This window comes from Streptomyces guryensis (assembly GCF_021261325.1).
GTDB lineage: Bacteria > Actinomycetota > Actinomycetes > Streptomycetales > Streptomycetaceae > Streptomyces > Streptomyces guryensis.
In genome coordinates, this window is sequence record NZ_JAJSBI010000005.1 from 386,966 (window position 1) to 412,808 (window position 25,843).

The 25,843-nt window shown below is 69.9% G+C and carries 15 protein-coding genes and 1 riboswitch; of the genes, 5 read left to right on the forward strand and 10 right to left on the reverse strand.

From position 1 onward, the window contains the following. Window positions 1–40: 40 nt before the first annotated feature. Window positions 41–919 (forward strand): lysozyme, encoded by an 879-nt coding sequence (locus tag LJ657_RS13625; RefSeq protein WP_372487913.1) that lies wholly within the window; start codon window positions 41–43, stop codon window positions 917–919. A gap of 123 nt (window positions 920–1,042) precedes the next feature. On the opposite strand, the gene pepN is transcribed toward LJ657_RS13625, so the two are convergent. The 5 genes from pepN to LJ657_RS13650 all read right to left on the reverse strand — a co-directional run bounded on the left by pepN (window position 1,043) and on the right by LJ657_RS13650 (window position 6,944). Beyond that, window positions 1,043–3,475 (reverse strand): aminopeptidase N, encoded by a 2,433-nt coding sequence (gene pepN, locus LJ657_RS13630; RefSeq protein WP_232648821.1) that lies wholly within the window; start codon window positions 3,473–3,475, stop codon window positions 1,043–1,045. Between the two features lie 260 nt (window positions 3,476–3,735). Next, on the reverse strand, window positions 3,736–4,821 hold the full coding sequence (locus LJ657_RS13635; protein ID WP_232648822.1) for an ABC transporter ATP-binding protein: 1,086 nt from the start codon (window positions 4,819–4,821) through the stop codon (window positions 3,736–3,738). Continuing rightward, on the reverse strand, window positions 4,818–5,681 hold the full coding sequence (modB, locus tag LJ657_RS13640; protein ID WP_232648823.1) for a molybdate ABC transporter permease subunit: 864 nt from the start codon (window positions 5,679–5,681) through the stop codon (window positions 4,818–4,820). The genes LJ657_RS13635 and modB overlap by 4 nt, the downstream gene beginning before the upstream one ends. Then, window positions 5,678–6,502: a molybdate ABC transporter substrate-binding protein gene (gene modA, locus LJ657_RS13645; RefSeq protein WP_232648824.1), complete on the reverse strand. Its 825-nt coding sequence runs from the start codon at window positions 6,500–6,502 to the stop codon at window positions 5,678–5,680. Before modA ends, modB begins: the two co-directional genes overlap by 4 nt. 55 nt (window positions 6,503–6,557) lie before the next feature. Then, window positions 6,558–6,944, reverse strand: coding sequence for a TOBE domain-containing protein (locus LJ657_RS13650; RefSeq protein ID WP_232648825.1), 387 nt, complete (start codon window positions 6,942–6,944; stop codon window positions 6,558–6,560). Between the two features lie 138 nt (window positions 6,945–7,082). On the opposite strand from LJ657_RS13650, the gene LJ657_RS13655 reads away from it, so the two are divergent. The 3 genes from LJ657_RS13655 (at window position 7,083) to LJ657_RS13665 (ending at window position 11,098) form a co-directional block, all read left to right on the forward strand. Next, on the forward strand, window positions 7,083–7,565 hold the full coding sequence (locus LJ657_RS13655; protein ID WP_232648826.1) for a molybdopterin-dependent oxidoreductase: 483 nt from the start codon (window positions 7,083–7,085) through the stop codon (window positions 7,563–7,565). A gap of 404 nt (window positions 7,566–7,969) precedes the next feature. Then, window positions 7,970–8,150, forward strand: a riboswitch (M-box (ykoK) riboswitch). Between the two features lie 297 nt (window positions 8,151–8,447). Next, window positions 8,448–9,815, forward strand: a complete 1,368-nt coding sequence (locus LJ657_RS13660) for a magnesium transporter MgtE N-terminal domain-containing protein (RefSeq protein ID WP_232648827.1) — start codon at window positions 8,448–8,450, stop codon at window positions 9,813–9,815. Continuing rightward, window positions 9,812–11,098, forward strand: a complete 1,287-nt coding sequence (locus LJ657_RS13665) for an NRAMP family divalent metal transporter (RefSeq protein WP_232648828.1) — start codon at window positions 9,812–9,814, stop codon at window positions 11,096–11,098. Before LJ657_RS13660 ends, LJ657_RS13665 begins: the two co-directional genes overlap by 4 nt. A gap of 155 nt (window positions 11,099–11,253) precedes the next feature. Here the strand turns inward: LJ657_RS13665 and LJ657_RS13670 are convergent, their stop codons facing one another. The 4 genes from LJ657_RS13670 to LJ657_RS13685 all read right to left on the reverse strand — a co-directional run bounded on the left by LJ657_RS13670 (window position 11,254) and on the right by LJ657_RS13685 (window position 17,527). Then, window positions 11,254–12,342 carry a bile acid:sodium symporter family protein gene (locus LJ657_RS13670; protein ID WP_232648829.1) on the reverse strand — a complete coding sequence of 363 codons (1,089 nt, stop codon included), beginning with the start codon at window positions 12,340–12,342 and terminating at the stop codon, window positions 11,254–11,256. A 518-nt stretch (window positions 12,343–12,860) separates the two neighbouring features. Next, window positions 12,861–14,507 (reverse strand): allantoin permease, encoded by a 1,647-nt coding sequence (locus LJ657_RS13675; protein ID WP_232648830.1) that lies wholly within the window; start codon window positions 14,505–14,507, stop codon window positions 12,861–12,863. Window positions 14,508–14,963: 456 nt separating this feature from the next. Then, window positions 14,964–15,869, reverse strand: coding sequence for an aminoglycoside phosphotransferase family protein (locus LJ657_RS13680; protein WP_232648885.1), 906 nt, complete (start codon window positions 15,867–15,869; stop codon window positions 14,964–14,966). Window positions 15,870–16,075: 206 nt separating this feature from the next. Further along, the gene (locus LJ657_RS13685; RefSeq protein ID WP_232648831.1) at window positions 16,076–17,527 is read right to left on the reverse strand and encodes an amidase; all 1,452 of its coding nucleotides are present in this window, start codon (window positions 17,525–17,527) and stop codon (window positions 16,076–16,078) included. 497 nt (window positions 17,528–18,024) lie between these two features. Here LJ657_RS13685 and LJ657_RS13690 point away from each other — a divergent pair, with 497 nt between their 5' ends. After that, complete coding sequence (locus LJ657_RS13690) at window positions 18,025–21,351, forward strand: lectin (protein WP_232648832.1); 3,327 nt, start codon at window positions 18,025–18,027, stop codon at window positions 21,349–21,351. A 79-nt stretch (window positions 21,352–21,430) separates the two neighbouring features. Here LJ657_RS13690 and LJ657_RS13695 read toward each other — a convergent pair whose 3' ends face one another. Next, the gene (locus LJ657_RS13695; protein WP_232648833.1) at window positions 21,431–25,501 is read right to left on the reverse strand and encodes a beta-galactosidase; all 4,071 of its coding nucleotides are present in this window, start codon (window positions 25,499–25,501) and stop codon (window positions 21,431–21,433) included. Between the last annotated feature and the right edge of the window lie 342 nt (window positions 25,502–25,843).

A 25,843-nucleotide genomic window follows, 5' to 3' on the forward strand; every position in this document is an offset into this window, starting at 1 on the left:
GGCGGTACATGACGTGCGGTGCGGCCCGCCCCGGGGTCAGATGGGTTGCGTGCCAAGCTGCTTCCGTCCTCAGCACGGCCGCTCGCGCTGGCGTCTCATCGCTGCCCTGACCGGCCTCCTCCTCACCCTGCCCGCAATGCCGCCCGCGTACTCGGCGGCCGGACCCTGGCCCGATCCCGTACGCGGCAGCGCCTATATGGGAATGGGCGTCGGAAAGTACGAGGGAATGGGCGCTCACGCCGATCCCGATCCGGACCCCGATCCTCCGCCCCTGCAGGGCGGCCAGACCGAGGGCGTCGACGTCTCCAGCTACCAGGGCGATGTCGCCTGGTCCGCCCTGTGGAGCAGCGGCGTCCGGTGGTCGTACACGAAGGCCACAGAGGGGACGTCCTACCAGAACCCCTACTTCACCCAGCAGTACGACGGCGCCTATGGCGTCGGCATGGTCCGCGGGGCGTATCACTTCGCCGCACCGGATTCCAGTAGCGGCGCCGCGCAGGCCAACTACTTCGTCGACCACGGCGGGCGCTGGTCCGCCGACGGCCGGACGCTGCCCGGTGCCCTCGACATCGAGTGGAACCCCTACGGTGACGCCTGTTACGGCAAGTCCAAGAGCGGCATGGTCGCCTGGATCCATGACTTCCTGAACCGCTACAAGGCCCGCACCGGTCGCCAGGCCGTCATCTACACGGCCACGAACTGGTGGAACAGCTGCACGGGCGGCTACAAGGGCTTCGGCTCCACCAACCCCCTGTGGGTTGCCCGGTACGCCTCGTCGGTGGGGGAACTGCCGGCGGGCTGGTCGTCGTACACGATGTGGCAGTACACGTCGTCCGGGGCCACCGTGGGCGATCACAACAGGTTCAACGCTTCCGCGGACAAGCTGCGGGAGTTCGCGGCCGGGCGACGGGCCGAGTGACCCGTCCCGTGCCTGCCGGCCGACGACCTGATCGGCCCGCGGGCACGGGCTGACTGCCCGCGCAGACGCGGCCGCGGAGACGTGCGGCCGGCCCTGCGCGGTCCGGGCGTCGGGCAGGAGCGGTCACGGCCTGCCGGTTCGGGAGCGGAGCATGCGGCGGACCGTGTCCGAGCGTTCCAGGAGAGTGTTGCGGACCACGGGCGCTGCCTTGTCCGACGTCCGTTGGGCGGTTTCGATGTAGCCGGAGCCGACGGCGTGCAGTGGGAAGAGGTGGCTCGTGAACACCATCGCCGGGATCATCCCACCCTGGTGCAGGTGGGGGACCGCCTCGAGGTAGCGCTCCGCGTACGGGGCGAGGAGGGCGTCCTGGGCGGGGCGCCAGAAGGCCGCTGCCACCTGGCCGACCGCGGAGACGGGGACCGCGCGGTCGACGGCGAGCTTCTGCCAGACCTCTGCCTTGGCGGCGGCGTCGGGCACGGCGGCTCGTACCGTGAGGGCGCGGATCCAGGCGTCGGGGTCCGGGTCGCGGTCCAGCAGACGGGCGGCCTCGGACGAGACGTCCCCGCCCAGTTCGGCCGCACGGACCAGCGCGCGCCAGTGCAGGTCCACATCGTCGCCCGCCTGCTCGCGCAGCCACGCGAGGTCCTCGGCGGTGGCGGCGGTACGGGCCAGGCCACGCAGAGCGACCTGGCGGCGGCCGGAATCCGCGGCGAGGTCCCGACAGGTCCTGGCCACCGCTGCCGTCAGTTCGGCGCCTTCACCGGGCGGCGCCCAGAGTTCGGCGATGTTCGCGGCGAGCGTCAGATACGGCTCGATCACGGCGTCCGACGTCTCGGCCGCAAGGACCGCGGTGATGCACTGCCCGGCTTCGGCGGCGGTGGCCTCACCGGTGGTCAGCATGTCCCACACGGTGGCGGCGGCCACGCCCCGGGAGATGGCCGTGGGCAGCTGAGCGGCCGTGTGGAAGAGGACGTTTCTGGTCGTGGGGTCCGGGCGGGCCGTGGCGAAGGTCAGGTCGTCGTCGTTGATCAGCAGGACATCCGCGGGAGGGAGGCCGGGGACCGGGGTACGGGGCTGCGTCACCTCGACGCGCACCAGTGCCCTGCGTTCCAGGACCTCTCCCTTCCGGGCGTACGCGCCCACCGCCAGAACCTGCGGGCGTGGCGTGCCGGCGGCCACCAGCGTGACGGTCTCGCCGTCGGCCTCCAGCGAGAAGCGGTCCGTGCCCGCCGTCGCCAGCCAGGCGGTGCGCCAGCCGTCCAGGTCCCGCCCACTCGCCTTGCCGAGAGCGTCGGTCAGGTCCTGCAGCGTGGTGTTGCCCCATGCATGGCGGGCGAAGTAGGCGGCCATGCCGGCCCGGAAGCTCTCTTCGCCGACATACGTCATGAGCTGCTGGAGGACGGAGGCGCCCTTGGGATAGGTGATGTTGTCGAAGATCGACGCGGCCTGGGCCACGTCGTGGATGGGCTGGTGGATCGGGTGGGACACCGGACCCTGGTCGGCCAGGTAGGCCTTCAGCTTGTCGCCCACCAGGTGGCCCGCCCATGCGTCGGTGTACCGGGTGGCGCGCTCGGCGGCCCAGTGGCAGGCGAACTCCGCGAACGCCTCGTTCAGCCAGAGGTCGTCCCACCAGCGCATGGTGACGATGTTGCCGAACCACATGTGCGCCATCTCGTGCAGCAGCACCTTGGCGAACAGTTCCTGCTCGGCGGGCGTCGGCGCGGCCCGCCGCAGGAACATGTCCGACCAGGTCACACAGCCGTAGTTCTCCATCGCCCCGCCGAACTCGGGCACGAACACCTGGTCGTAGCGGCGCTGCGGGAACTGCATCGCGAAGGCCTCGCCGTAGAAGGCGAGGCCCTGGCGGGTGAGGGTGAAGATCTCGTCGGCGTCGCGGTCGAGGACCTCGGCGAGCGAACGGCGCGCGTACAGGCCGAGGTCGTGGCCGTCGGCCTCGCGGCGGATCTCGTGGAAGGGGCCCGCGTTGACGACGGTGTTGTACACGGCCAGGGGCGGGGTGTCGGGGAAGGTCCAGCGACGGGCCGTCCCCAGCTCCTCGACCTGTGCCTCGCCGGAGTTGCCGGTGACGGCCCATGCGGCGGGGGCCGTGACGGTGAAGGCGTGCACGGCCTTGAGATCGGGCTGGTCGAAGCACGCCCAGACGAACCGGGCCTCGTCCGGTTCGAAGCTCATCCAGACGTAGACCTCGCCGTCCGCGGGGTCGACCGCCCTGTGCACGCCCCCGCCCGCGGCTGTGTCCGCCTGGATGCTCTCCACGCGCAGCACGTTGTGCCCGGCCAGGTCGGGCAGGGGGATCCGGCCGTCACCGGCAGGGGTGACAGCGGTTCCGTTCAGAGTGGCGCTGACGACCTCTGCCGCGCAGTCCACGAAGCTCTCCGCGCCCGGCTCGTGGCACGTGAAGGTCACGGTGGACACGCACCGCACCTCGGGCCCGTCCGGCAGCGCCGTGAGGTCGACGTCCACGTCGTACCGCTCGACGGTCAACAGTGCGGCCCGGCGCTCGGCTTCGGTACGGGTCAGGCTTCGGATCCCCATGCATCCTCCTCGGCAGACAGCGGGCGTCAGCGTATGCCGGAGAGCGACGGCGCGCGCAGGGTTTTCCGCCGTGCCGAACGGGCGGCGGATGCCTGGCAGTTGGCGTACCGGCACGGATGCGTGCCGCGGCCATGGAGTCAGTGGCACACGGTCACCACGCACCCGACGGCGAACGACGCGACCGCAGGCTCCGGAAAGCCGGCCGGTTCCCTCTACGCCTGCTCAGGGGAAGTGCCGGGGCGCAGCGCCCGCGGGTTTGCTCAGGCGGGGTACGCGTGCGTCTGAGCCGCCTTCACCGTCGCCCAGACCGTGGCGCCGGGGTACAGGTCGAGTTCCGCGGCGGCGACCGTGGTGAGGTCGGCGGCGAGGGGGAGTTGGCCGGTGAGGGCTGCGCGGATCTGGTCGCCGTGGGTCTCCAGGCCGGCCACCTCGCAGCGCCAGAGGTTGCGGGCGCTGGCGCCGGTGGGGCGCTCCCGGTAGAGGGTGACCGCGCCGGGCGGGAAGGCCACGAAGACCGGCCCGCTGAGGTCCTCCTCGGTCGTGATCCCGGGGCCGCCGTCAAGGCGGACCGTGTGGCCTTCGGCCTCCCCGCGGTAGAGGTTCAGTCCGACGAGGTGGGCGATGTAGTCGGTGCGGGGGTGGCGGGCGATGTGCGCTGGGCTGCCCTCCTGGACGATGTGGCCGTCCTCGATGACGACGAGGTGGTCGGCCAGGACCATCGCGTCCAGTGGATCGTGCGTGACGAGTACGGCGACGGCCTCGAAGTCGGCCAGGTGGTGGCGGAGTTGGGCTCGGATGTCGAGGCGGGTGCGGGCATCGAGGGCGGCGAGCGGTTCGTCGAGGAGCAGCAGGCGCGGGTGGGTGGCCAGGGCGCGGGCGAGTGCGACGCGCTGGGCCTGGCCGCCGGAGAGGCGGCGGGGTTTGGCGGTGGCGTGGTCGGTGAGGCCCATCCGGGCCAGCCACTCGGCGGCCCGGGCACGGGATTCTGCCTTGGTGGCGCCCTGGCAGCGTGGCCCGAAGGCCACGTTGTCCAGAGCGGACAGATGGGGGAAGAGCAGGTAGTCCTGGAACACGACGCCGACGGGGCGGGACTCGGGCGGCGTACGGTCCAACTCCTCGCCGTCCAGCCGCAGATGGCCGCCGGAGAGCGGGACGAGACCGGCGAGGGCGCGCAGGGCGGTGGTCTTGCCGGCGCCGTTGGGGCCCAGCAGGGCGACCACGTCACCGGGTGCCGCGCTCAGTGTCACGTCGAGGCGGAAGGAGCCGCGCTCGACCAGCAGCCGGGTGTCGAGACCCTCGCCGGTGGAGGCGGGAGCATCCACGGTGGCCTTCTCGATGTCGGTCATGAGGCGGTCATCCAGCGGTCACGCAGCCCCGCCAGCACGGCGATCGACACGGCCAGCAGGACCAGGCTGAGGGCGATCGCCGCCTCCGGGTCGTTCTGGAGGGCGAGGTAGACGGCGAGGGGCATGGTCTGGGTGCGGCCGGGGAAGTTGCCGGCGAAGGTGATCGTGGCGCCGAACTCGCCGAGCGCCCGGGCCCAGGCCAGCACTGCGCCCGCGGCGACGCCGGGGGCGATGAGCGGCAGGGTGACCCGGCGGAAGGCGGTGAAGCGGGAGGCGCCGAGCGTGGTGGCCGCCTCCTCGTAGCGGGGGTCGGCGGCGCGCAGGGTGCCCTCGACGCTGATGACCAGGAACGGCATCGCCACGAAGGCTTCGGCGACCACGACCCCCCAGGTGGTGAAGGGCAGCGTGATGCCGAACCAGCTGTCCAGCCACTTCCCGACGACGCCGTTGCGGCCGAGCGCCATCAGCAGCGCCACACCTCCAACAACCGGCGGTAGCACGAGCGGGAGGGTGACGAGGGCCCGTACGACACCACGTCCCGGGAACTCGACCCGGGCCAGCAGCCAGGCCAGCGGCACCCCGAACACCAGACACGCCGCGGTGGCGGCGGTGGCGCAGAGCAGGGACAGCTGGAGGGCCTGCCACACCTCGGTGCTGGTCAGCAGGTGGGGCATGCTTCGCCACGGGGCCCGGATCAGCAGGGCGACGAGCGGCAGGATCAGGAAGGCCAGGCCGATCAGCGCGGGCAGCAGGAGAGGCAGTGGGGCGCCCGCGCGCACGCCCTTGAGGACCCGGCGGCGCCGCGGGCCACCCGCGAGGGTGTCCGCGGCACCGGCCCTGCCCGGGGAGCGAGAGATCACGGCTTGAGGAACCCGGCCGCGGTCAGGACCTGCTGGCCCTCAGCGGACTGCACCAGGGCGATGAACGCCTTCGCCGCGTCCGCGTTCGGGGCGTCCTTGAGCAGGGTGATCGGGTAGTCGTTGATGGCGTCGGCGGACTCGGGGAACTCCACGCCCTGCACCTTGCTGCCCGCCGCCTTCACATCGGTCTTGTAGACGACCGCGGCGTCGGCCTCCTTCAGCACCACCTTGTTGAGGGCGGACTTGACGTCCTGCTCGTAGGAGACCGGGGTGAGCTTCAGCTTGCTGGCGGTCAGGGCCTTCTGGGCGGCGGCGCCGCAGGGCACTGTCTTGTCGCACAGCACGACCTTCAGCGAGGACTTGGTCAGGTCGTTCAGGGACGACACCTTGTCGGGGTTGCCCGGCAGGGTCGCGATCTCCAGCTGGTTGCGCACGAAGGTGGCCGGCGTGCCCACTGCGTCGCCCTTGCCGGTCACGATCTTCATCGTCTTGGGGCTCGCCGCGGCGAACACGTCGGCCGGGGCGCCGCCGGTGATGCTCGCGGCCAGGGTGTCGCTGCCGCCGAAGTTGAAGGTCACCTTCGTACCCGGGTGTGCCTTCTCGAACTCCTTGCCCAGCGTCGTGAAGCTCTCCTTCAGCGAGGCGGCGGCGAAGACGGTCACCGTACCCGACAGCTTCGGCGACGACGAGGCCGACGCGGAGGAGTCCGATTTCGTCGAGGAGTCGTCGGAGGACGAACAGGCGCTCAGGGCCAGCAGCGCGGCGGCGCTCACACCGGTCACCTGCAGTATCCGGCGGGTCCGACGCACGGAACGGGTCATCACGGGTAACTCCCTCTGGTCCTGACGGACTCAGCTACGGTCTTGCGACCTTGTCTTACGGTCTCTCGACGACCACGTTGGTCGACTTGATCACGGCTTCGGCCGGAACACCGGGCTCCAGCTTCAGGTCCTCAGCCGACTCGCGGCTGACCATGGCCACCACCCGGAACGGCCCGGCCTGGATCTCCACCTGCGCGGAGACGTCCCCGAGGATCACATCGGTGACGATGCCGGAGAACCGGTTGCGGGCCGAGGAGCCGGTGGACTCCCGCTCCGCCCGGTGTGTCTCGCGGGCGTAGACCGCAAGAGCCGGCCCGGGGATGATCCGGTGGCCCAGCTCGTCGCGTTCGGCGGTCAACTTCCCTGCGTCGACCAGACGCCGCACGGTGCCGGGGCTCACGCCGAGTAAGGCGGCGGCATCCCCGATCCGGTAGGTGTGCATGCGCCGATGATACTGCCGCAGATGCAAGGCGAAAGTCTGCTGTCACATCGCATGAGCCGGAACTGCGATCTGTCGGCATGGCATGTGCGTTTGTACGGGAGTGCGGTCCGGGTACGGTCATGCGGGAGGTGGTAGCCAGTGAGCCAGACCCTCGCAGCTGCCCGTACGGCCGCCGGACCGGCGGCGGAACTCGTCCTCACCGGCGACCTGGAGCGACCGGCCCGGCTGACGGTGCCCGACCTGCTCGCCTGGCCCCAGCACCGTGCCGAGGTCGCCTTCGAGTGCGCCACCAGCGGCGTCCAGCACCACACCTTCACGGGCCCTCTCCTTCACGACGTCCTCATGGACGCGGGCCCCGTCTTCGATCCCGCCCGCCGCAAGGACCGCCTCCGCTTCCTCATCGCCGTGCACGGCACGGACGGCCACCACGCCCTGCTCTCCTGGGCCGAGATCGACCCCGACTTCGGCCGCGCCCCGGTCCTGCTGGCGGTCACCCTCGACGACACCCCGCTCGACCGCGCCGGCGCCCAGCTCGTGCTGCCCCAGGACCGCTGCGGCGCCCGCTACATCAGCGGCATCGACGCGATACGCGTGGACGGCGGATACACCGCCTGGACCTGACGGCGGCGGCGACCGGAGAAACACGGTGCAGCTCGACCCGGCCGCCCTCATGCTGCGCACGTGCCGTATCCGGGCGGGCCACCCGGTACCCGGGACTCTGCACCGCATCACGGCCCTCGTGGTGATGGGCGAGGCGGCTGCCGCCTACGAGGACTGGCCCGGCCGTACCGCCGAACCGGCGCTGACCACCCCACCTCCATGCGGCCGCCCGCCGCCTTCGTACTCGCGCTCGATGTCCTGCGCCCCAACCGCCGCCGGTGGAGGCGCCGTTGCTCCGACATCGCGACCTCTGACGGCCACTTGCTCTGGTCCGGGACGGTCTTCGTTGGGTACGGCCCCGGTCAAGGGCCGGTCATAGGTGGGAAAGCGGGGTTGAGGCGGGAGTATCCTGTGTGCGGTTTGACGAGACACCTCGTTCGGTGAGGCGTCTTCACGGACACAGGCCACTGATCCCACCCGTCGAGAGACGCTCCGGATCAGGACAGGTCTCCCCGGCCCAAGGGGTGACCCCAAGTGGCTTCTCCCGCGGGGCTCGCGGGGGATCACGCCGTGGAGTGCCAAAGCTCTGACGAGTTGGGGTGGGCCGGAGCCGTGTGCTCTCGGCTGCCCCTTGCCGCATGGCCGCGACATCTGGTGCGCGGCCGGAACCGGGAGGAGGCGAGATGGACAGTAGTCCGGGTCATAGTCGGCCCTTCTCCGTGTTGTCCGCGCCGTCCTTCCGCGGCCCCGGACAGCCCGTCCTCTCCTGATCCGCCCAGAGCACCGGCCTTGTCGGGCCGGGTGTCGGCATGCCCTCGGCGCATCGCCGCCACCGGTCGGGGAGAGGCGCGCTGCCGGTCGCCGCCCGCTGCCCCGCCCTCGCGGGGCAAGGGGGTATTCATCGTGGCTGCCCACACCCTGTTCATGTCCACCTCGGCCCGCCTGCGCGACCGCCGGGTCACTCTGGAACGCCGTGCCACCGCGTCCAAGGCCGTGCGTACGTCACTGGTGTCGCTCGCCGGGCTCGTCGGGGGACCGGTCACCAACCAGTCCGGCGAGGAGGTCGGGCGCGTCGTCGACGTCGTCGCCCGGCTGTACGGACCCGAACCGTACCCGCCCGTCACCGGGCTGATCCTGCGCATCGGCCGACGGCGAAGCTTCCTGCCCGCCGACGCCGTCGGCAAGGTTCTGGCCGGGCATGTACGGCTGCGTACCGCGCGCGTCGACCTTCGAGACTTCGCCCGCCGCCCCGGCGAGGCACTGCTGGCCAAGGACGTCCTCGACCACCAACTGGTCGACGTGGACGGCGTCCAGGTCACACGCGCCGCCGACCTCTACCTGGCGCCCCTGGTCGACCAGGTCGTACTGGTCGGAGTGGACGTCTCACTGCCCACCCTCCTGCGCAGGCTCGGCCCGCGCCGCTGGCAGGCGAGGCCGACCCCGGAACGGGTGCTCGACTGGCAGGCGGTGGCTCCCTTCGCCGAACAGGCCACCGAGGGGCCGCCCGAGGTACGGCTGCGCGCCTCGCGGACCGCGCTGCACCGGCTGCGTCCGGCCGACCTGGCCGACATCCTCGAAGACCTGGGGCGCGCCGAGCGACAGCAGCTGCTGGGCTGGCTGGAGCCGGAGCAGGCCGCCGACGCCCTGGAGGAGATGGAACCGGCCGAACTGGAGAACCTCCTGCGCGAGGCCCGGCCGGAGCACGCGGCCCGGCTGGTGGACGAGATGGAGCCGGACGAGGCCACCGACGCCCTGCGCGACCTCACCGGCGAGGAGCGAGAGGCGCTGCTGACGCGGATGCCGGCCGGTGAAGCGGCCGAGCTGCGGCGGTTGCTGACCCACCGTGAGGGCACGGCGGGCGGCGCGATGACCACCCTTCTGGTGACCGCCCGCCCTGACGAGACCGTTGCCGAGGTGCGGGGGCGGCTGGCCGAACAGGCCGAGCACCGCACCGAGATCGACGCCGTCGCCGTCGTGGACGACGAGGGCCGACTGCTGTGCGACATCGCCCTGTTCGACCTGGCGGTGGCCGAGGACTCGGCCCCGGCGGCCGATCTGGTGGCCTGGCGTGCGCAGTTCGGCCCGCCCGTCTCCGTGCATGCCGACACTCCGCTGGCCGAGGCCGCCGACGACCTGGTCGCCGCCCGCGCCTCCTCGCTTCTCGTGGTCGACGACGGCGACCGCCCGCTCGGCCGGATCCTGGCCGACGACCTTCTCGACGCCCTGCTGCCCGACCGGGGGCGCCTGCACTTCCGGAGGTTCCTCCAGTGACCCGCGACCTCGACACCGCCCCCGCGGCCCCGGAGGCTCCCGCACGCCGCTCCGGCTGGCGGCGCATCACCCTGGTCGCGGCGATCGCCGGTCCCGGCCTGGTCGCCGCGAACGCCGGCAACGACGCCGCCGGCATCGCCACGTACGCCTCGGCGGGCTCGCAATTCGCGTACGGCACCCTGTTCTTCATGGTGCTGGTCACCATCGCCCTGGTGATGGTGCAGGAAATGGCGGTCCGCCTCGGCGCCCACACCGGCAAGGGCCTCGGCGCCCTGATCCGCGAGCAGTTCAGCCTCCGCCTGACCGCCCTGGCCGTCTTCTGCCTCCTGCTCGCCAACACGGGCCTGGTGGTGAGCGAGTTCGCCGGCATCGGCGCCGCCTTCGAACTCCTCGGCGTCCCCAAGTGGACGGTCATCCCGCCCGCCGCGATCCTGCTGTGGGCGCTGGTGCTGTTCGGCTCCTACCACTGGGCCGAACGCATCTTCCTGATCATGTCGCTGGCGTTCTTCGCCTACCCGGTCGCGATGATCCTCGGCCACCCGAACTGGGGCGCCGTAGGCCATCACCTGGTGGTCCCGCACGTCGAGCCGAGCAAGGACTTCATCCTGCTGGCGGTCGCGTTGATCGGTACGACGGTCAGCCCGTACATGCAGTTCTACGCCGCCGCAGGCGTCGTCGACCGGGGCGCCAAGCCCGCCGACTACCCCCTCATCCGTGCCGACGCGATCCTCGGCGCCGTCTTCGCCTGCGTCATCAGCCTGACCATCATCGTCGCCACCGCCTCAGCCATCGGCGGCACCGGTCCGCTCAACTCCGCCGCCCAGGCCGCCGAGGCGCTGAAACCGGTCGCCGGCCAGAACGCGGAACTGCTCTTCGCCCTCGGCCTGATCGGCGCCTCCGCCCTGGCCGGAGCCGTGGTCCCGCTCTCGGCCAGCTACGCCGTGGGGGAGGCGGCCGGTGTGGAACGCTCCGTCTCCCGCAGCTTCCGTGACGCCCCGCTGTTCCTGGGCCTGTTCACGGCCCAGATCGTGCTCGGTGCCACCGTCGCGATGACCCCGGTCGACGTCATCCAGTTGCTCATCGGTACCCAGGTCCTTCAGGGCCTGATCAGCCCCGTCGTCCTGGTGTACCTCCTGGTGCTGACCAACCGCCGTTCCGTCCTCGGCCCTGCCGCCAACGGCCCCCGCTACCGCGTCGCGGCCACCGCCGTGGTCGTCGGAGTCGGCGGCATGTCCACCATCCTGCTGGTCCAGACGGTGCTCGGCTGGTTCGGCCTGGGCTGACGTCCTGACGAGCGCGGGATCACAGGGAACGGTGGCCGCAGGGTCTCGTTCCCCGCGGGACGCGCAGCGCCACTCGTACGCCGACGGTCGGCGGAACCGGTGCCGGTCGGGCGGGTCGGGACGCGTTCCACGACACGGCGGCCGGTGACGCCCTGTCAGGGGGTGTGCGGCGCCGGGGCAGCGCAGCCGGCCCGAGGCGCACGGCGGCGTACGACTCGGTTCGCCGCCGTCTTCTGGAGGAGCCCGTAGGCAAGGACGGGCAGGAGCAGATGTGGCTTGTCGGGCAGGGCGGTGGTGATGAGCACCGCGCCGGCGCTGCTGTTGTTCATGCCGCAGGCGAGGGTGAGCGAGGAGGCGGCCGGGGCGTCCAGCCGCAGCAGACGGGCGGCGGACCGTCCGAGGGTGAACGACAGCAGGCAGACCAGCGTCGCCACGGCCACTGCGGCGGCCAGCAGCAGCGGGCGCGGGCGGGCCAGGAAGGAACCGAGTGCGCCGCTGGCGTTGACGTAGGTCAGGACGAGGGAGCCGACCAGGGCCACGGGCACGATGACGCCGAGGACCCGGCTCAGCCAGGACGCGGGCAGTACTGGTCGGCACAGGAGGCCGGCGGCGCAGGGCAGGACCACGCCGACGAAGGCGAAACCGCCGTGGGCGGTGTGTCCGGTCGTGGCGAGGGTGTCCGCGTAGCCCTCGTCCAGCAGCGGCAGCAGGGCGCTGATGACCAGCGGAATGGTGAGCGGGCTGAGGAGGGTGGAGGCGAGGACGAGCCCCACCATCGTCGGCTGGTCGCCCTCGCCCTTGCCGGTCCAGACGGTGGCTCCGGCGGCGACGGGCATCGCCACGATCAGGATCATCGCGGTGATCAGTCCGCTTCCGCCGTCGCTGTCGGGGGACTGGTGCAGCAGGAACGCGACGAGGGGGATGACCAGCAGCGGGATCGCCAGGTGCAGGGCGAGTCCGGCCAGGAGGGCCCTGGGGCTGCGCAGCAGACCACCCAGCGCGCGGACGGGGACCTGCAGTCCGGCCGAGAAGAGCACCAGGGAGAGCAGGATCGGGGCCGAGTGGAGCGGAACGTGCAGCACGCCCCCGAGCGGCACGGTGTGGGACCGGCGCAGCCACAGCCCGGGGGACGGGAGGAGCACGGCGGCTGCGTAGGACAGCACCACCGCCCGGCCGAGTCGGCGCCGCAGCCAGGCGGTGGCGCGGTCAGTCGGTGTGTGGGCGGCAGATCGTGCGGTCGTCAAGGCGGCCTTCTTCCGTCGCGGAGGCAGAGGTGGGGGCGGGGGCGGGACGGATGGCCGCTATACGGAGACGGACTGCGCTGGTGTTCATGCTGCTCATACTGGTCGTGTGCGACGGGCGGGGCAGGCGGTGCCGCGCGGCAGTCAGGATGCGTTCAGGTACCCCATGGCAGGCCGGGCACCATGACCTGGGAGACGTCTGAGACAGTTGCGATTCCGGCTGCTGGTGGGCCCACCGTGCGTGCAGTTCCGTACGAGCGCCTGCCGGGCCGGTGCGTACTGGCCGGCCGTGCTGTTCGGCCGACCGGGGACGGCGCCGTCGGGGTTGTCCGAGAATTCCGGACTCGGGTACACCGGCGGTGTTCACTGCGGGTGATTGCTGCCGATGGGTCCCTTACCGCCGCGGTCGTGCATCGGTGGACCGAGGCGGTCTCCTCGCCGGACGTCTCGGAGACGGGTGGCGGCTTGGGCCCGACGGAGCCTTGAGCCACCACCTGTCGCACTTTGAGGAAGGACCTCCCTCAGGCGGTCGCCGGCAGCACGTGATCGCCGACCTTGTCCGTGCTCAGGCACAGAGAGCAGACGACCGCGTCGTGGGTGACGCAGGCGGTGAGGTCGGGGCGCTCGTAGGGCTGGTGGCAGACGTGGCAGTCGAGGGTGACCGCGCTCGGGTTGCCGTCGGTGTCCAGCAGCGGCTCGCTGATGCCGTCGTCGGTGCGGCGCAGGTAGCACCGGCCCTTGGTGACGACGGCCATGAGCGGGGTGAGGACGAGGGCGATGACGGCCGCGGCGACGGGGGAGTACGGCTGGAGGGTGTCGCCGAGGGCGTGGAAGTACATGGCGATGGAGAGACCGGAAGCCGCGACGAAGGCGACGACGCCGACCGGATTGAACGCGTGGAGCATGCCGCGACGGAACTCCGGCTGGAGCGGCGAGAGCTTCAGCAGGTACTTGTTGATGCCGATGTCGGTGGCCACGGTGACGACCCAGGCGATCGCGCAGTTGGAGTAGAAGCCCAGGATGCTGTTGAGGAAGCTGAACATGTCGGCTTCCATCAGGGCGAGCGCGAAACCGAGGTTGACCAGTACGAAGACCAGGCGGCCGGGGTAGTGCCCGGTGACGCGGGTGAAGGAGTTGGTCCAGGCGAGCGACCCGGAGTAGGCGTTGGTCACGTTGATCTTGATCTGGCTGATGACGACCAGGACGACGGCGAGTGGGACCACCATCCAGGACGGCATCATCGCGTCGAAGGCACCACGGAACTGCTGGATCGGCTCGGTTGCGGCGGCCGGTCCGACCCTGGCGAGGATGTACACGGCGAGGAAGACGCCGATGGCCTGCTTCAGCGCGCCCAGCACCACCCAGCCGGGGCCGGCCATGACGACCGCCGTCCACCAAGTGCGCTTGTTGGCCTCGGTCTTGGGCGGCATGAAGCGCAGGTAGTCGATCTGCTCACCGATCTGCGCGATGAGCGAGAGACACACGCCCGCGCCCAGCAGCACGGAGGCTGTGTTGACGCCGCCGTCGCCGTCGGTGCCCGCGTAGGCGAGGAAGCGGTCGACCGTGCCGGGGTCGGCGGCGATCAGGTACACCAGTGGGCCGACCATGAGCAGCAGCCAGATCGGCGTCGTCCACACCTGGAGCTTGCTCAGCGCCTTCATGCCGTAGATCACCAGCGGGATCACCATGAAGGTGGAGACCAAGTAGCCCAGCCACAAAGGCAGTCCGAGCCCGAGCTTCAGCCCCTGGGCCATGATCGAGCCTTCGAGGGCGAAGAAGATGAAGGTGAAGCTGGCGAAGATGACGCTGGTGAGAACCGAGCCGTAGCAGCCGAAGCCGGAGCCGCGCGTGATCAGGTCGAGGTCGATGTTGTAGCGCGCGCCGTAGTACGCCAGCGGGAAGCCGGTGATGAAGATGACGACGGCGGCGACCGCGATCGCTACGAGCGCGTTTCCGGTGCCGTGCGCCAGGCCGATGCCGGCGCCGATGGAGAAGTCGGCCATGTAGGCGATGCCGCCGAGTGCCGTGGTGGCCACGACCATGGGGGTCCAGCGCCGGTAACTGCGAGGCGCGAAGCGGAGGGTGTAGTCCTCCAGCGTCTCCTTCACGGCCTGGTCGGGGGCCTTCGCTGTTTCTGGCGTTGTCTGGTGTGACTCGGTGGTACTCATGCCACGTCTCCCGGTGGGGCTGGGTGCGGGTGCTGCGATGCCGTGGATGGCCCCCCATGGCGCTATCGGCAGAGCGGGCCGGGCGAGCCGTCATGAGTCGTCTCCGGCGGTCTGTATACGACTCTGATCCCACGGCCAGTCAGGCCAGAAAGCGGTTGTTACCGGCAATTCCCGTTGACGTGAACACGACGTTTCCGCAGGTGCGGTGGCCAGAGAGACGGGACGGCGCATGCGTACGCCGGTTGGCCGGTCCGCCCCTGCCGGCGGTGGAAGCCGACGACGCGCGGGCACCCCGACTCCGATTTCGACAACGCCCCGGAGACGGATGCCCGGGTTCCCGGACTGGCCGGCCTCTTCCTGGACCACGGAAGCGACTGACTTCGCGGAACCTGCGCACCGCCAAGTCCATGTTCGAGACCGGAGATTTCCTCACCCGCGACCATCAGCTTCTTCACGTCACGATCGCGACTTGTCCGCCAGGATACGTTCCAGACATCGTCGACCCGTCCGGCTCATGGTCGGGTTGCTTTTGACGTAGTACCAGACCAGCCCCATCGCTTGAACGAAAGCCCACGCCTTGCCTCGCTCCCATTCGAGGTCGCCGCCGGCCAGGCGATCACGGAGCACCTGCCGCGGCCCGGCCTCGAGCAAATGCCACGCACTCACAAGATCCAGCGAAGGGTCGGCCGGCCCGAAGCCGCCGACGTCGAGAATCCCCGTAAGCCGACCGGCGGACACGAGCACATTGCCGGGAATCAGATCGCAATGGGCCATGGCGTCCTCAGCTGCACCTCGCGGCAGATCACGCAAGGTTTCCCAGATACGGCGCAGCCGAGGCACATCCAGGAGCTGCTCACTGTGTCTGAAACAGGTCTCCATCCATGCGTCATGGGACTGCAGGTCGCCCCCTCGGCCTGTGCCGCTGAAGGTGCGGCCATGCGTGTCGATCGCGCGCAGGTCGCCTATGAGATCGGCCAAGTCACAGGCAAACGCGGATGATTCGCCAGGGTCCTCGTCGGCGGCCACGACGCCCGGCAGCCACGTCTGCACCGACCACGGAAGCGGGTAACCTGCCCCAGGTTCACCGAGCGCCACCGGCTCGGGCGTGGGGAAACGCGTGTGACCTGCCAGTTCGCGAGCCGCTTCCGCCTCGGCCTCCAGCCGGCGCCGCGTCGACTCGACGTCTGCGGACTCAAGAGGGAACCGGGCTGTGAACCGATCGCCAATACGGAAGACGGCGTTGACCGTACCCTGCGCCGCGATGCTCCTGACCGGCAGGCTCCGCCAGTCAGGAAACTGCTGCTCTACCAACACGCGCACCGTCTCAAGTGACACCGTCAGTTGGTTGGCGTGCATCTTCATGGTGGAAGCATCCGCAGCACGATCTTCGACTTCAACCCATTTCTGTCGCGCAACTGCCTGCTGCAGGTACGGCACGTGGTGCGGTGCCCCTGACGGCCACAGCTGGTCCTGCCATGGCGGTCACCGAGACCGGACGGACGGCCCCGCAGCGGTGGATCCAGTCGGGAATCCAACCTCGGCCTCAACAGATTCTGTCGGAGTAGGCCCTACTTCGGTGCCTGGAAACCGCCGAGTTCCTCCTCGAGCAGTTCGGCCAGCCGCAGCGGGGTGCGATCCTCGAACATCGGACCGATGAGCTGTACTCCCACCGGCAGACCCTCGGGGGACCGGCCCGTGGGTACGGCAGTGGCGGGCAGACCGGGCATGGTGGCCACACCGGCCCAGACGAGCTGGTCCCAGTACGGGTACTCGACGCCGTCGATGTCGATCCGACGTTCCATCGAATCGGGGTTGTGGTCGTGCGGAAAGGCGGGAGTGGGCGTGATGGGGCACACCACGGCGTCGAATTCGGCGAAGACCTTCCGCCAGCCGTGACGATGGAGCTCGCGACCGCCGTTCGCCTCGATCCACTCGCGGTGGCTGGACACCGTGCCGCGCAGCCGCGCCGCGTCGAGACTCTTGTCGTCCGCGCCCAGTCCGGCGGCGTGACTCCGCAGCTGCTCGTACACTTCGACGGGAAGACGTGCAGCGGCGCTCGAAAAGTGCAACTGCGTGTACAGCATGGCGCCTTCGGTGAGATCGGGCACCAGCGGACTGTGCCGTTCGACGCGGGCGCCGCCCTCGACAAGCACGTCGGCCACCCGGTTCAGGGCCGCCCGCACGGCGGACCCGGTCGCAATGAGCGGATGCTCCTCCAGGATCAGGACCCGGAAGTCGCGGAGCCGCTCATGGCGCGCGGGCGGCAGCGTCACGCGGTGCGCCACACCGAGCGTCAGCGGGTCCGGTCCGGCCATGACGTCGAGCAGGAGCGTGAGGTCGCGCGCACTGCGCGCCATCGGACCGACGACGGCGAGGTCGGGTTCGGCCGGCAGTGGCGGTGCGAGCGGCGGGACCATACCGCGGGGCGCCGCCAGCCCGAGTGTCGGCTTGTGCGCGAAGACACCGCAGAAATGTGCCGGGGTCCGCAACGAGCCCGCGATGTCCGAGCCGATGGACAGCGCGCCGAATCCGGACGCCAGAGCCGCCGCCGATCCGCCGGAGGAGCCACCCGGCGTGCGGCTGTGATCCCACGGGTTGTTGGTGGTGCCGTAGATCTCGTTGAAGCTCTGCACATCCTGCAGCCGCAAGGGCACATTGGTCTTGCCGAGCACGACCGCGCCCGCGGCCTTGAGCCGCGACACCTGTACGGCGTCCTCGGCAGGTATGTAGTTCCGGTGCGGCGGTATGCCCCAGGTCGTGGGCAGCCCGGCGATGTTGTAGGACTCCTTGACCGTCACCGGAATGCCGAGCAGCGGCCGGTCCTCCCCGCGGGCGCGGGCCTGGTCGGCACCGCGTGCGGCGGCCCGTGCACGGTCGAAGTCCGGCACGCAGATCGCGTTGATCGCCTCGTCCTCCCGCTCGATACGGGCGATCGCCTCGTCGGTCAGTTCCACCGAGGTCACTTCTCCGGCACGCAGGGCAGCCGCGAGTATTTCGGCTGTCGCAAGATTCCACTCCATGCGGGGGACCGTACCGGCCTCTGGGAGAGGCCATGAAATGCCGTTGCGCGCAACGAGGTTGATGTTCCGACACCACTCCTCCCACGGCCTCGTCGGCGAGGGGTTGCGCGCAGGCACCGGGCACTGCCATCGACCACCGCCGGCGCCTCCACCGCCGCACCCCGCAGGCGAAAGCACAGGTCCGGGTGTACTCCGGTCCCGGCCGTCTGTCCCCCTGTGGACTCCTCCCTCAGAAAGTCGTGTTGGCCTCGTTGACATCCCATCAGCGCAGGCGTTTCACTCGACACTCGTGGATGGCAACGTTGTCAGGCCGCGCCGCGAGGAGCGACCGGCAGCGTCGCCTGTCGTCGGCGTCGCCCGGTTACCGGAGCGCCGACACCTGATGTGCGAAGCACGAACTGCTGCGGAGGCAACCGATGGTGAGACCCCGACGTTCAGCTGCGCCACGTGACCGAAAGAGAACCCGTCAACGCCTGGCGGCAGTCTGCGTGTTGGGCATGGCAGCCCTGCCGCTCACGGCCCTGGGCAGCGCCAATGCCGCGAGCACCGCGACGCCGACCCTCGTGAAGGATCCCGCGTCCCTGGTCAACCCCTTCATCGGCACGTCCGGTGCCGTGGACACCTTCCCCGGTCCCGACATGCCGGCCGGCATGGTTCAGTGGGGTCCCGACACGACGCCCCACCGTCCCGACGGCGGCGGCTACGAATACAACGACAACAAGATCTCCGGCTTCAGCGTCACCCACGTCTCGGGCCCCGGCTGCCCCGTCGCGGGCGACCTGCCCATCCTGCCGGTGACCGGCGCGCTCTCAGGCAGCCTGGGCGCTTCGTCCGTCGGCTTCAGCCACGACGACGAGCAGGCGGGCATCGGCCGCTACCAGGTCACCGACGCGAACGGCGTCAAGACCGAGTTGACCGACACCACCCGCGCCGGTCTGGGCCGCTTCACCTTCCCGGCGGGCCCGCAGGCGAACTTGCTGTTCAAGCTCAGTGGCGGTGCCACGCAGGTGGACTCGACCCGGGTTCAGGTCGTGAATGATCACGAGATCAGCGGCGCGATCGACAGCGGTCACTTCTGTGGCGCGAGCAACAGGTACACGCTGCACTTCGACGTCAAGTTCGACCAGCCGTTCACCGCGAGCGGTACCTGGGTCGGCAGCACCATCAACCCGGACGCGAGGTCGCTGAAGGCGGGCAAGGTCCGGCAGACCCCGCAGGCGCCCAAGTCGGCGCCGTTGAAGGAGAAGCACTTCACCGTCCCGGTGAGGCCTGCCCCGACGATCCACGGCAGGGGTGACAAGTCCTCCGGCACGCCGTCACCTGCCGCGAGCGCCGGTGCCGCACCCCAGTCGTCCGCCGCGACCCGGACCGCCCAGCCGCCCACGACGGGCGCCAACGGCATGTATCTGACCTTCGACACCTCCTCCAACCCCACGGTGAGCGCGAAGGTCGGCATCTCGTACACCAATGACGCAGGCGCGGCCGCCAACCTCGCCGCCGAGATCCAGACGTGGAACCTCGACACCGTCGAGCGGGCCAACCACCGGGCTTGGAACGCGGTGCTGAACAGGCTTCAGGTCGGCGGTGGCACCTCGGACCAGCAGGTGCAGTTCTACACCGCGCTCTATCACGCACTGCTGCACCCGAACGTCTTCTCCGACGGCGACGGCCAGTACATGGGTATGGACAACCAGGTCCACAGGCTGGCCAAGGGGCAGCGGGCCCAGTACGCCAACTACTCCGGCTGGGACACCTACCGCTCCCAGACCCAGCTGATGGCGATGGTCGAGCCCAAGGTCGCCAGTGACGTCGTCACCTCGATGCTCAACGGCTACGACCAGACGGGCCTGCTGCCCAAGTGGGCCTCGAACAACGGCGAGAGCTACGTGATGGTCGGTGATCCGGCCGCCGGCATCATCGCGGACGCGTACGCCTTCGGCGCGACGAACTTCGACACGACCAAAGCGCTCGCCGCTCTGCAGCACGAGGGCACCGCCCCCAACAACGACCGCCCGGGGGAGGCGGTACGGGACGCGAAGGGCTATCTCCCGCTGGACGAGAACGACTACGGCTGCTGCAATTTCTACGGCCCGGTCTCCACGCAACTGGAGTACGACTCCGCGGACTACGCGCTGGCCGCCCTCGCGAAGTCACTGGGCAGTACGGACGTCTACGAGAAGTTCGCCACCCGAGCCCAGGACTGGATGAACGTCTTCAACCCGCAGACCGGCTACCTGCAGGCCAAGAACAAGGACGGCCAGTTCGCGGGCGGCTTCACCCCCGGCACGTCAAACGGCTTCGTGGAGGGCACCTCCGCCCAGTACACGCCGATGGTCCCCTTCAACCTGCGGCAGCTCATCCAGGCACGCGGCGGCGCCAGGGCGTACTCCTCCTTCCTGGACAGCCTCCTCGACAACATCACCAGCCCCGGCAACACCAACGCCGACCTCAGCAACGAGCCGAGCGTGGAGATCCCCTGGGAGTACGACTACACGGGGCAGCCGTGGAAGACCCAGGCGGCCGTCCGCCAGGCACAGCAGGACCTGTACTTCAACGCTCCCGTCGGCTCCTTCGGCAACGATGACCTCGGCGCCATGAGCTCCTGGTACGTCTGGTCCGAACTCGGCATGTACCCCGAGACCCCCGGCACGGACACTCTGGCGCTCGGCAGCCCGGCCTTCCCGGTCGCCCAGGCGACCCTCCCCGGCGGCAGGACGGTACGGATCAACGCACCGCAGGCCGCCCCGAACGCCCCCTACGTGCAGTCGCTCAACGTCAAGGGCAAGGAATGGGACACCTCCTGGCTGACGTACGGGCAGTTCAAGGGCGCGGGCAGCATCGACTTCACGCTCGGCACCCAGCCCAACACCTCCTGGGCGTCCGGCCCGTCGGCGGCACCGCCGTCGGACACCACGGGCGGCAGCCGGGTGCTGGCCGCGACCGGCCCCTCCAGCGACGGCCTGGTGCTCCAGCCGGGCGCGTCCGGTGACGGCACCCTCGACCTGACCAACCTCGGCAGCAGTGACGTCGCGGTCGACTGGAATGCCACGGCGCCCTCCGGTGTCACTCTGGATGCGTCGTCCGGCTCGCTCACCGTGCCCGCCGCGGGCAGCGCCGAGGCGAGGATCCACGTGACGGCAGGCACGAGCGAGGGAACCTACCCGGTCACCTTCGCGCTGACCGACCACAGCACAGGTGCGGCGCTGAGCGGGGCGACCCTGCGCGTCGCCGTGGCCAAGGCCGGTGCGCTGTGGCCGTACAACACCAACGAGGGCATCTACCCCGACGGCGCCACCTTCTCGGGCGGCTTCGACAACGACGGCTGGGCGTTCTCGCAGAACGCGCTGTCGGCGGCGGGCGCCACGAGCGGCTCGAGAGTCACCGTCGACGGCATCTTGTACACCTGGCCGGCGGTGACGTCCGGTCAGCTGGACAACCTGGAGATGGCCGGCCAGACCATCCCGATGCCGGCGGGCACCTCGGGCGCGTCGCTGGGCCTGCTGGGCGCGGCGACCAACGCGCCGACCGACGGCGTCTCGGGTGCGGTGACCGTCACGTACACCGACGGCACCACCTCGAAGGGGACGGTCGGCTTCTCGGACTGGACACTGAACGGTGGGTCGAGCAAGCCGATCGCGGGGGACGCGACGGCCGTCGCAACGGCCTACCGCAACACCGGCAGCGGAGGCCGGGACAACGTCAAGACCTACGTCTTCGCCACCAAGGTCCCGCTGGATGCATCCAAGCAGGTGGCGTCGATCACGCTGCCGGTGACGGGTTCGACGGGATCCGTCCACCTGTTCGCCTACGGCTTCGGACAGTAAGGCTCGGACAGTAAAGCGCTGGGCGGCACTGATGCTGCCGGGCCGCTTCCCGGGCAACCGCCCGGGAAGCGGCCCGAGGCTAGTCGCACGTCAGTGTGGGCATCGCCCAGTCGCCGTGGTCGCTGCCGTTTCCGTCACCGGCGTCACCGACCCTGAGGTCGATCACTTGGGCGCCGCTGACGTCGACGTCGATCGGCACCGCGGCCTGTTTGCCGTGGATCGTCGGCGTGGTGACCAAGGTCTTGCCGTCGGCGATCACGGAGAACGTGACCGTACCCGCACCTCCTGTCTCGTCGTCGACGCCGACATCCGCCGTCAACCGGGAGCAGTTGCCGGCCAGGTAGAGCTCGACGTCGCTGACCGAGTTGGTCCCCAGGCCCTTGGTATAGCCGATCCCGTTGACAGTGATCGCACGGCCGTCCCCGGCCGCCTGCTCGCCGACACTGCTGTCGCGCTCCACGGGGCCCCAGCCGTTGGTGGACGACAAGAACGTCAGGTCGCTCACCGCGCTCTTCCCGGACGGAGGCGCGGGCGGGATTCCACCGACGATGCGCGCGTCATCGCCTACGGCCTCTCGTCCGTCCTGCCGGTAGTGCACCGTCGCGGTGATCGCAGTGGCGGACGGCAGCGTCCCGGTCGGCGGCTGGACCTTCCAGGCGAAGGTGGCCGATCCGCCGGGTTGTACGCGCTTGACCGAGGTGGGGCTCGTGGCGCTGACGCTCCAGCCGTCGGGCGCGGAGAGCGCGGCCGTCAGCCGGGAGGCCGACGTTCGGTCCTTCGGTACCCGTACCGTGGCCTGTGCGGTGAAGGCCTGGCCCGGCTGAGCGGTGTCGGGCACGTCCAGGGCGACATCCGCTCCCGGACGCTTCGGCATCGCGTACCTGCGGTGGTCGTAGCGGGGGCTGTCGTTCTGCGCGACGCGCAGGGACGAGGCGTAGCTGCCGTAATCGGTGAGCGAGACCTTGCCCAGACCGCCGGTGCTGCCGTCCAGGTTCCACACGGCGATGGCGATGCTGTTGCGGCCGTTCGGCTTGAGGATCCCGTTGGGCACAGGGAAGGTGTGCTGCGGGCCGAGGTAGTTGACGTAGTTGCCGACCTGCCAGCCGTTCACGAAGATCGTGGCACGGTATTTGCGGGACGGGTCGTCGGTGAACGTCAGCCCGAGCGAGGTGTCCTGGCCGTGCGGCAGGTCCAGGGCGGCGTCGGTCCGGTACCAGGAGACCCCGGGCCGGGTGTCGGTCGCCGGCAGGGAGACCTGGTTCCATTTGCCGTCCGGGTAGCCCGGCAGTGACCAGCCGGCGCGCTCGCCGTACAGGCCGCCCGTCGAGAGCGGGCCGCGCACCGTGTCCTGCAGGTCCTCGCCGCCCCGTACGCCCTGCAGCCGCCAGGTGACCGAGGTCAGCGGCGCCCCGACGAGGGAGGCACTGGTCAGGCCGCGTGCCGTCTTGTTGCCGTTGGTGGAGTTGTAGTCCTCCTCGTGCCCCATGTTCACGGTGAGTACGGAGATGACGTTGTCACCCTTGGCCTTCACCGAACCGGCCGGGAAGGTGAAGTCGGCGCTCCCTGTGGTGGAACTGCCCAGGAAGGTGCCGTTGAGCCAGGCGGAGAAGGCCTGCGCGTCTCCGCCGGAGTCCGACACCAGGTGGATGCCGGTCTCCTTGCCGGTGGCGTGGAAGCGGCCGCGGTACCAGGTGTTGCCGGTGTGGAAGCCGTAGTCGTCCGCGTAGAGGACGGGGAGTGAGTTGACGCCGGAGACGCTGTTGGTGGTGGTCTTGTCGGCCACCTGCCAGCTGGTGTCGTCGAAGGCGGGGGCCGCCTCGGGGGACTCCTCGGCGTGCTTCCAGTTCGTCAGGGCCGGCAGGTGTACCGGGGCGGCCACGGGGATCGTCCCGGTGAGGCTGTCGGTGTCGGTGGCCTGGGTCTTGAGTGTCCTGCCGTTCCAGGTGACGTGGCCGGCGGAGGTGAACACCTCGATGTTCTTGTCGTCGGCGTTGTCGCCGGTGAGCGCCACGGTGCGGCCGCCGTCCAGGCTGGTCGCCGTCCGCAGCAGGTGGGTGCCGCGTACGAGTACCGGGCCGGTCGAGGTGTCCTGGCGCCAGAAGGTCTTGGCCGTGGCCTTGTCGCCGACGAGCAGGAGCAGCGGGGGCTTTCCGCCGCCGCTGACGCTGATGCGGATCAGGCCCTTGTGGGTGTAGTTCAGCCGCAGGTCACCGGTGGCCTCGTCCCAGGTGGTCGTGGCCGTGCCGCCGCTGGTGGTGATGGTGGGCTTGGAGGCGTAGCGCAGCACGGTCTCTCCGTCGCTGCCCGGATCGCCGTACAGCACGGCGACCTCCCGGTTCCCGATGGCCGCACTGGTCATGATCTCGGAGGTCGAGTACTGCAACTGCGCCTCACCGAGGCGGTAGTCGGCCGTGATCACGTGCGAGTCGCGTCCGTCGAGGGTGATCGCGGTGCCCGGCTGCTGAGGCACGACGGGGTAGGTCGGCTCCGAGGCGGCGGTCCCGGTCGGCACGTCGATGGCGTCGATGGACACGTAGTTGTCCGTGGATCCCGAGCTGTGGTTCCCGGCGACGACGATCTTCAAGGTGTGTGCGCCAGACGTCAGTCCGGTCTTCTGGAAGACCACCGCCTGGTTCTCGCCGCCGGAGTCGTCGACCGTCGCCACCTTGGTGCCGTCGAGGTAGACGTCGGCGTTGCCGTGGTTGTTGGTCTTCGACCCGATCCAGCGGATCGCGGTGCCGTCGAAGGGGACGGTGAGCGAGTCGCCGGCCTTGTTGGAGAACGACTCGGTGTGCTTGTAGTCGCCTCCGGTGTAGCTCTGGTCGGCCACGTGCGACCACGAACCGGTGTACTGCAGCGCGGAGTCGGGGTCGTCCCAGGTGTAGGTCGTGTCCGCGGACGGCTGGGCGTTGAAGTCCAGCGAGATGTGGGTCTTGTCGACCGCCGTGGACGTGGAGTTGCCGTGCCGCAGGACGTGGAACTGCGTCCTGGTGTCCGGGTTCATCCGGGCGGTGTCGACGACCGCGGAGTCGTCCGGCGGTGTGGCCCTGATCGACTCGGTCTTGGTCAGCGGGGCGACCGACTGCGTGAAGTACCCGATGAGCTTGTCCTCGTCGTACTTCGGATCGAGCTGGCGGGTCTCGCGGATCGCGGCTCCGTAGTCGTACGACGTGTAGTTCTGGGGCATGCCCAGCCAGCCCCAGTTGGTGCCGCCGTAGGTCATGTAGAAGCTCTGCGCGGTCGCACCGACGGCTATGTTCTGCTTGTAGAACACGTTGGCGAACTGGTCGTTGATCAGCTGGGCACACTTGTCGTAGCCCGGGCCGCCCCAGGGGTCGAAGGCGCCGCCCTGGAACTCCGGCGAATACAGCGGCTTGCCGTCCGGGTGGTCGTAGCTGATGTCGGGGACGCCGTTCCACCTGGACGGGTTCGAGCAGTTGAAGCCCTGCGGGTACGAGTCCGGGCCGTCGACGTCCAGGGCGCCGGTGCCGGCGTTGAAGGTGCCGTTGTTGTTGCCGGTCAGCGGGACGGTGATGCCGTCGGCGCGGGCCTTGTCCTCCAGGTGCTTCATATAGGAGCGGCCGGCGGCCGAGCCGTTGTAGTACTCGTTCTCGACCTGGTAGGCGATGACCGAGCCGGTGCCGTTGGTCAGTTGGTGACGGGCGATGATGCGGTCGATCTGCGTCAGCCACTCGTCGGCGTACTTCAGGAACTTCGGGTCGTCACTGCGGTTGTTCCCGGCCTTGGTGGTCAGCCAGCCGGGCAGACCACCGCTGTCGACCTCCGCGTTGATGTACGGCGCCGGCCGGGCGATGACGTAGAGCCCGGCCTCCTGGGCCATGTCGAGCAGCTTGTCGACGTCACGTACGCCACTGAAGTCGTACACACCCGGTTTCGGCGAGTGGTAGCCCCAGTCGAAGTACAGCGAGGTGGAGTTGAATCCGGCGGCCTTCATCTTCTGGAAGATGTCGCGCCACAGGTCCGGACTCGGGAGCCGGAAGTAGTGGAACTCGCCGGACCAGAGGTAGGTGCGCTTGCCGTCGACGAGGAACGAATAGCCGTCGAGCTTCACCGTGTGCGTCGGCGGACTTGCGGCAGACGCGGCGGGGGCCTGCCCGCCACTGTCCTGCGCCGCAGCGGGCGCGGTCATGCCCGCGGCCAGGGCGATGGTCGCGGCTGTCGCAAGGACCGCCCTCCACCACCGACCGCGGCCGGGTCTCGCAGCCTCTGAACCGAACCGATCACTTAGCACTGCGGCCTCCATACCGCCTGAGTAATCAGCATCAAACAGACTCAGGCAAAGTCGAACAGTAAGGCCACGCAAGACGCAACACAATGGGGCGGGAGTACACGGTTGCGGTAGCAGTGCCGACGGGAAATCCGTAGCCGTGCCCGCTGCTGACGGCTCGTCAGGGGAGGGGGTCATGGAACGGTCGGGACGGGCGCGAAGGGCACGTCACCCGTGCTGACCGCAAGGCTGACGGCCCATGAA

What these genes read in the sequence shown, in the direction of transcription:
- LJ657_RS13625 (WP_372487913.1), top strand. Translation starts at nt 41, where the DNA reads ATGGGTTGCGTGCCAAGCTGCTTCCGTCCTCAGCACGGCCGCTCGCGC.
- pepN (WP_232648821.1), bottom strand. Translation starts at nt 3,475, where the DNA reads ATGGGGATCCGAAGCCTGACCCGTACCGAAGCCGAGCGCCGGGCCGCA.
- LJ657_RS13635 (WP_232648822.1), bottom strand. Translation starts at nt 4,821, where the DNA reads ATGACCGACATCGAGAAGGCCACCGTGGATGCTCCCGCCTCCACCGGC.
- modA (WP_232648824.1), bottom strand. Translation starts at nt 6,502, where the DNA reads ATGACCCGTTCCGTGCGTCGGACCCGCCGGATACTGCAGGTGACCGGT.
- LJ657_RS13650 (WP_232648825.1), bottom strand. Translation starts at nt 6,944, where the DNA reads ATGCACACCTACCGGATCGGGGATGCCGCCGCCTTACTCGGCGTGAGC.
- LJ657_RS13675 (WP_232648830.1), bottom strand. Translation starts at nt 14,507, where the DNA reads ATGAGTACCACCGAGTCACACCAGACAACGCCAGAAACAGCGAAGGCC.
- LJ657_RS13680 (WP_232648885.1), bottom strand. Translation starts at nt 15,869, where the DNA reads ATGAAGATGCACGCCAACCAACTGACGGTGTCACTTGAGACGGTGCGC.
- LJ657_RS13685 (WP_232648831.1), bottom strand. Translation starts at nt 17,527, where the DNA reads ATGGAGTGGAATCTTGCGACAGCCGAAATACTCGCGGCTGCCCTGCGT.
- LJ657_RS13690 (WP_232648832.1), top strand. Translation starts at nt 18,025, where the DNA reads ATGGCAGCCCTGCCGCTCACGGCCCTGGGCAGCGCCAATGCCGCGAGC.
- LJ657_RS13695 (WP_232648833.1), bottom strand. Translation starts at nt 25,501, where the DNA reads ATGACCGCGCCCGCTGCGGCGCAGGACAGTGGCGGGCAGGCCCCCGCC.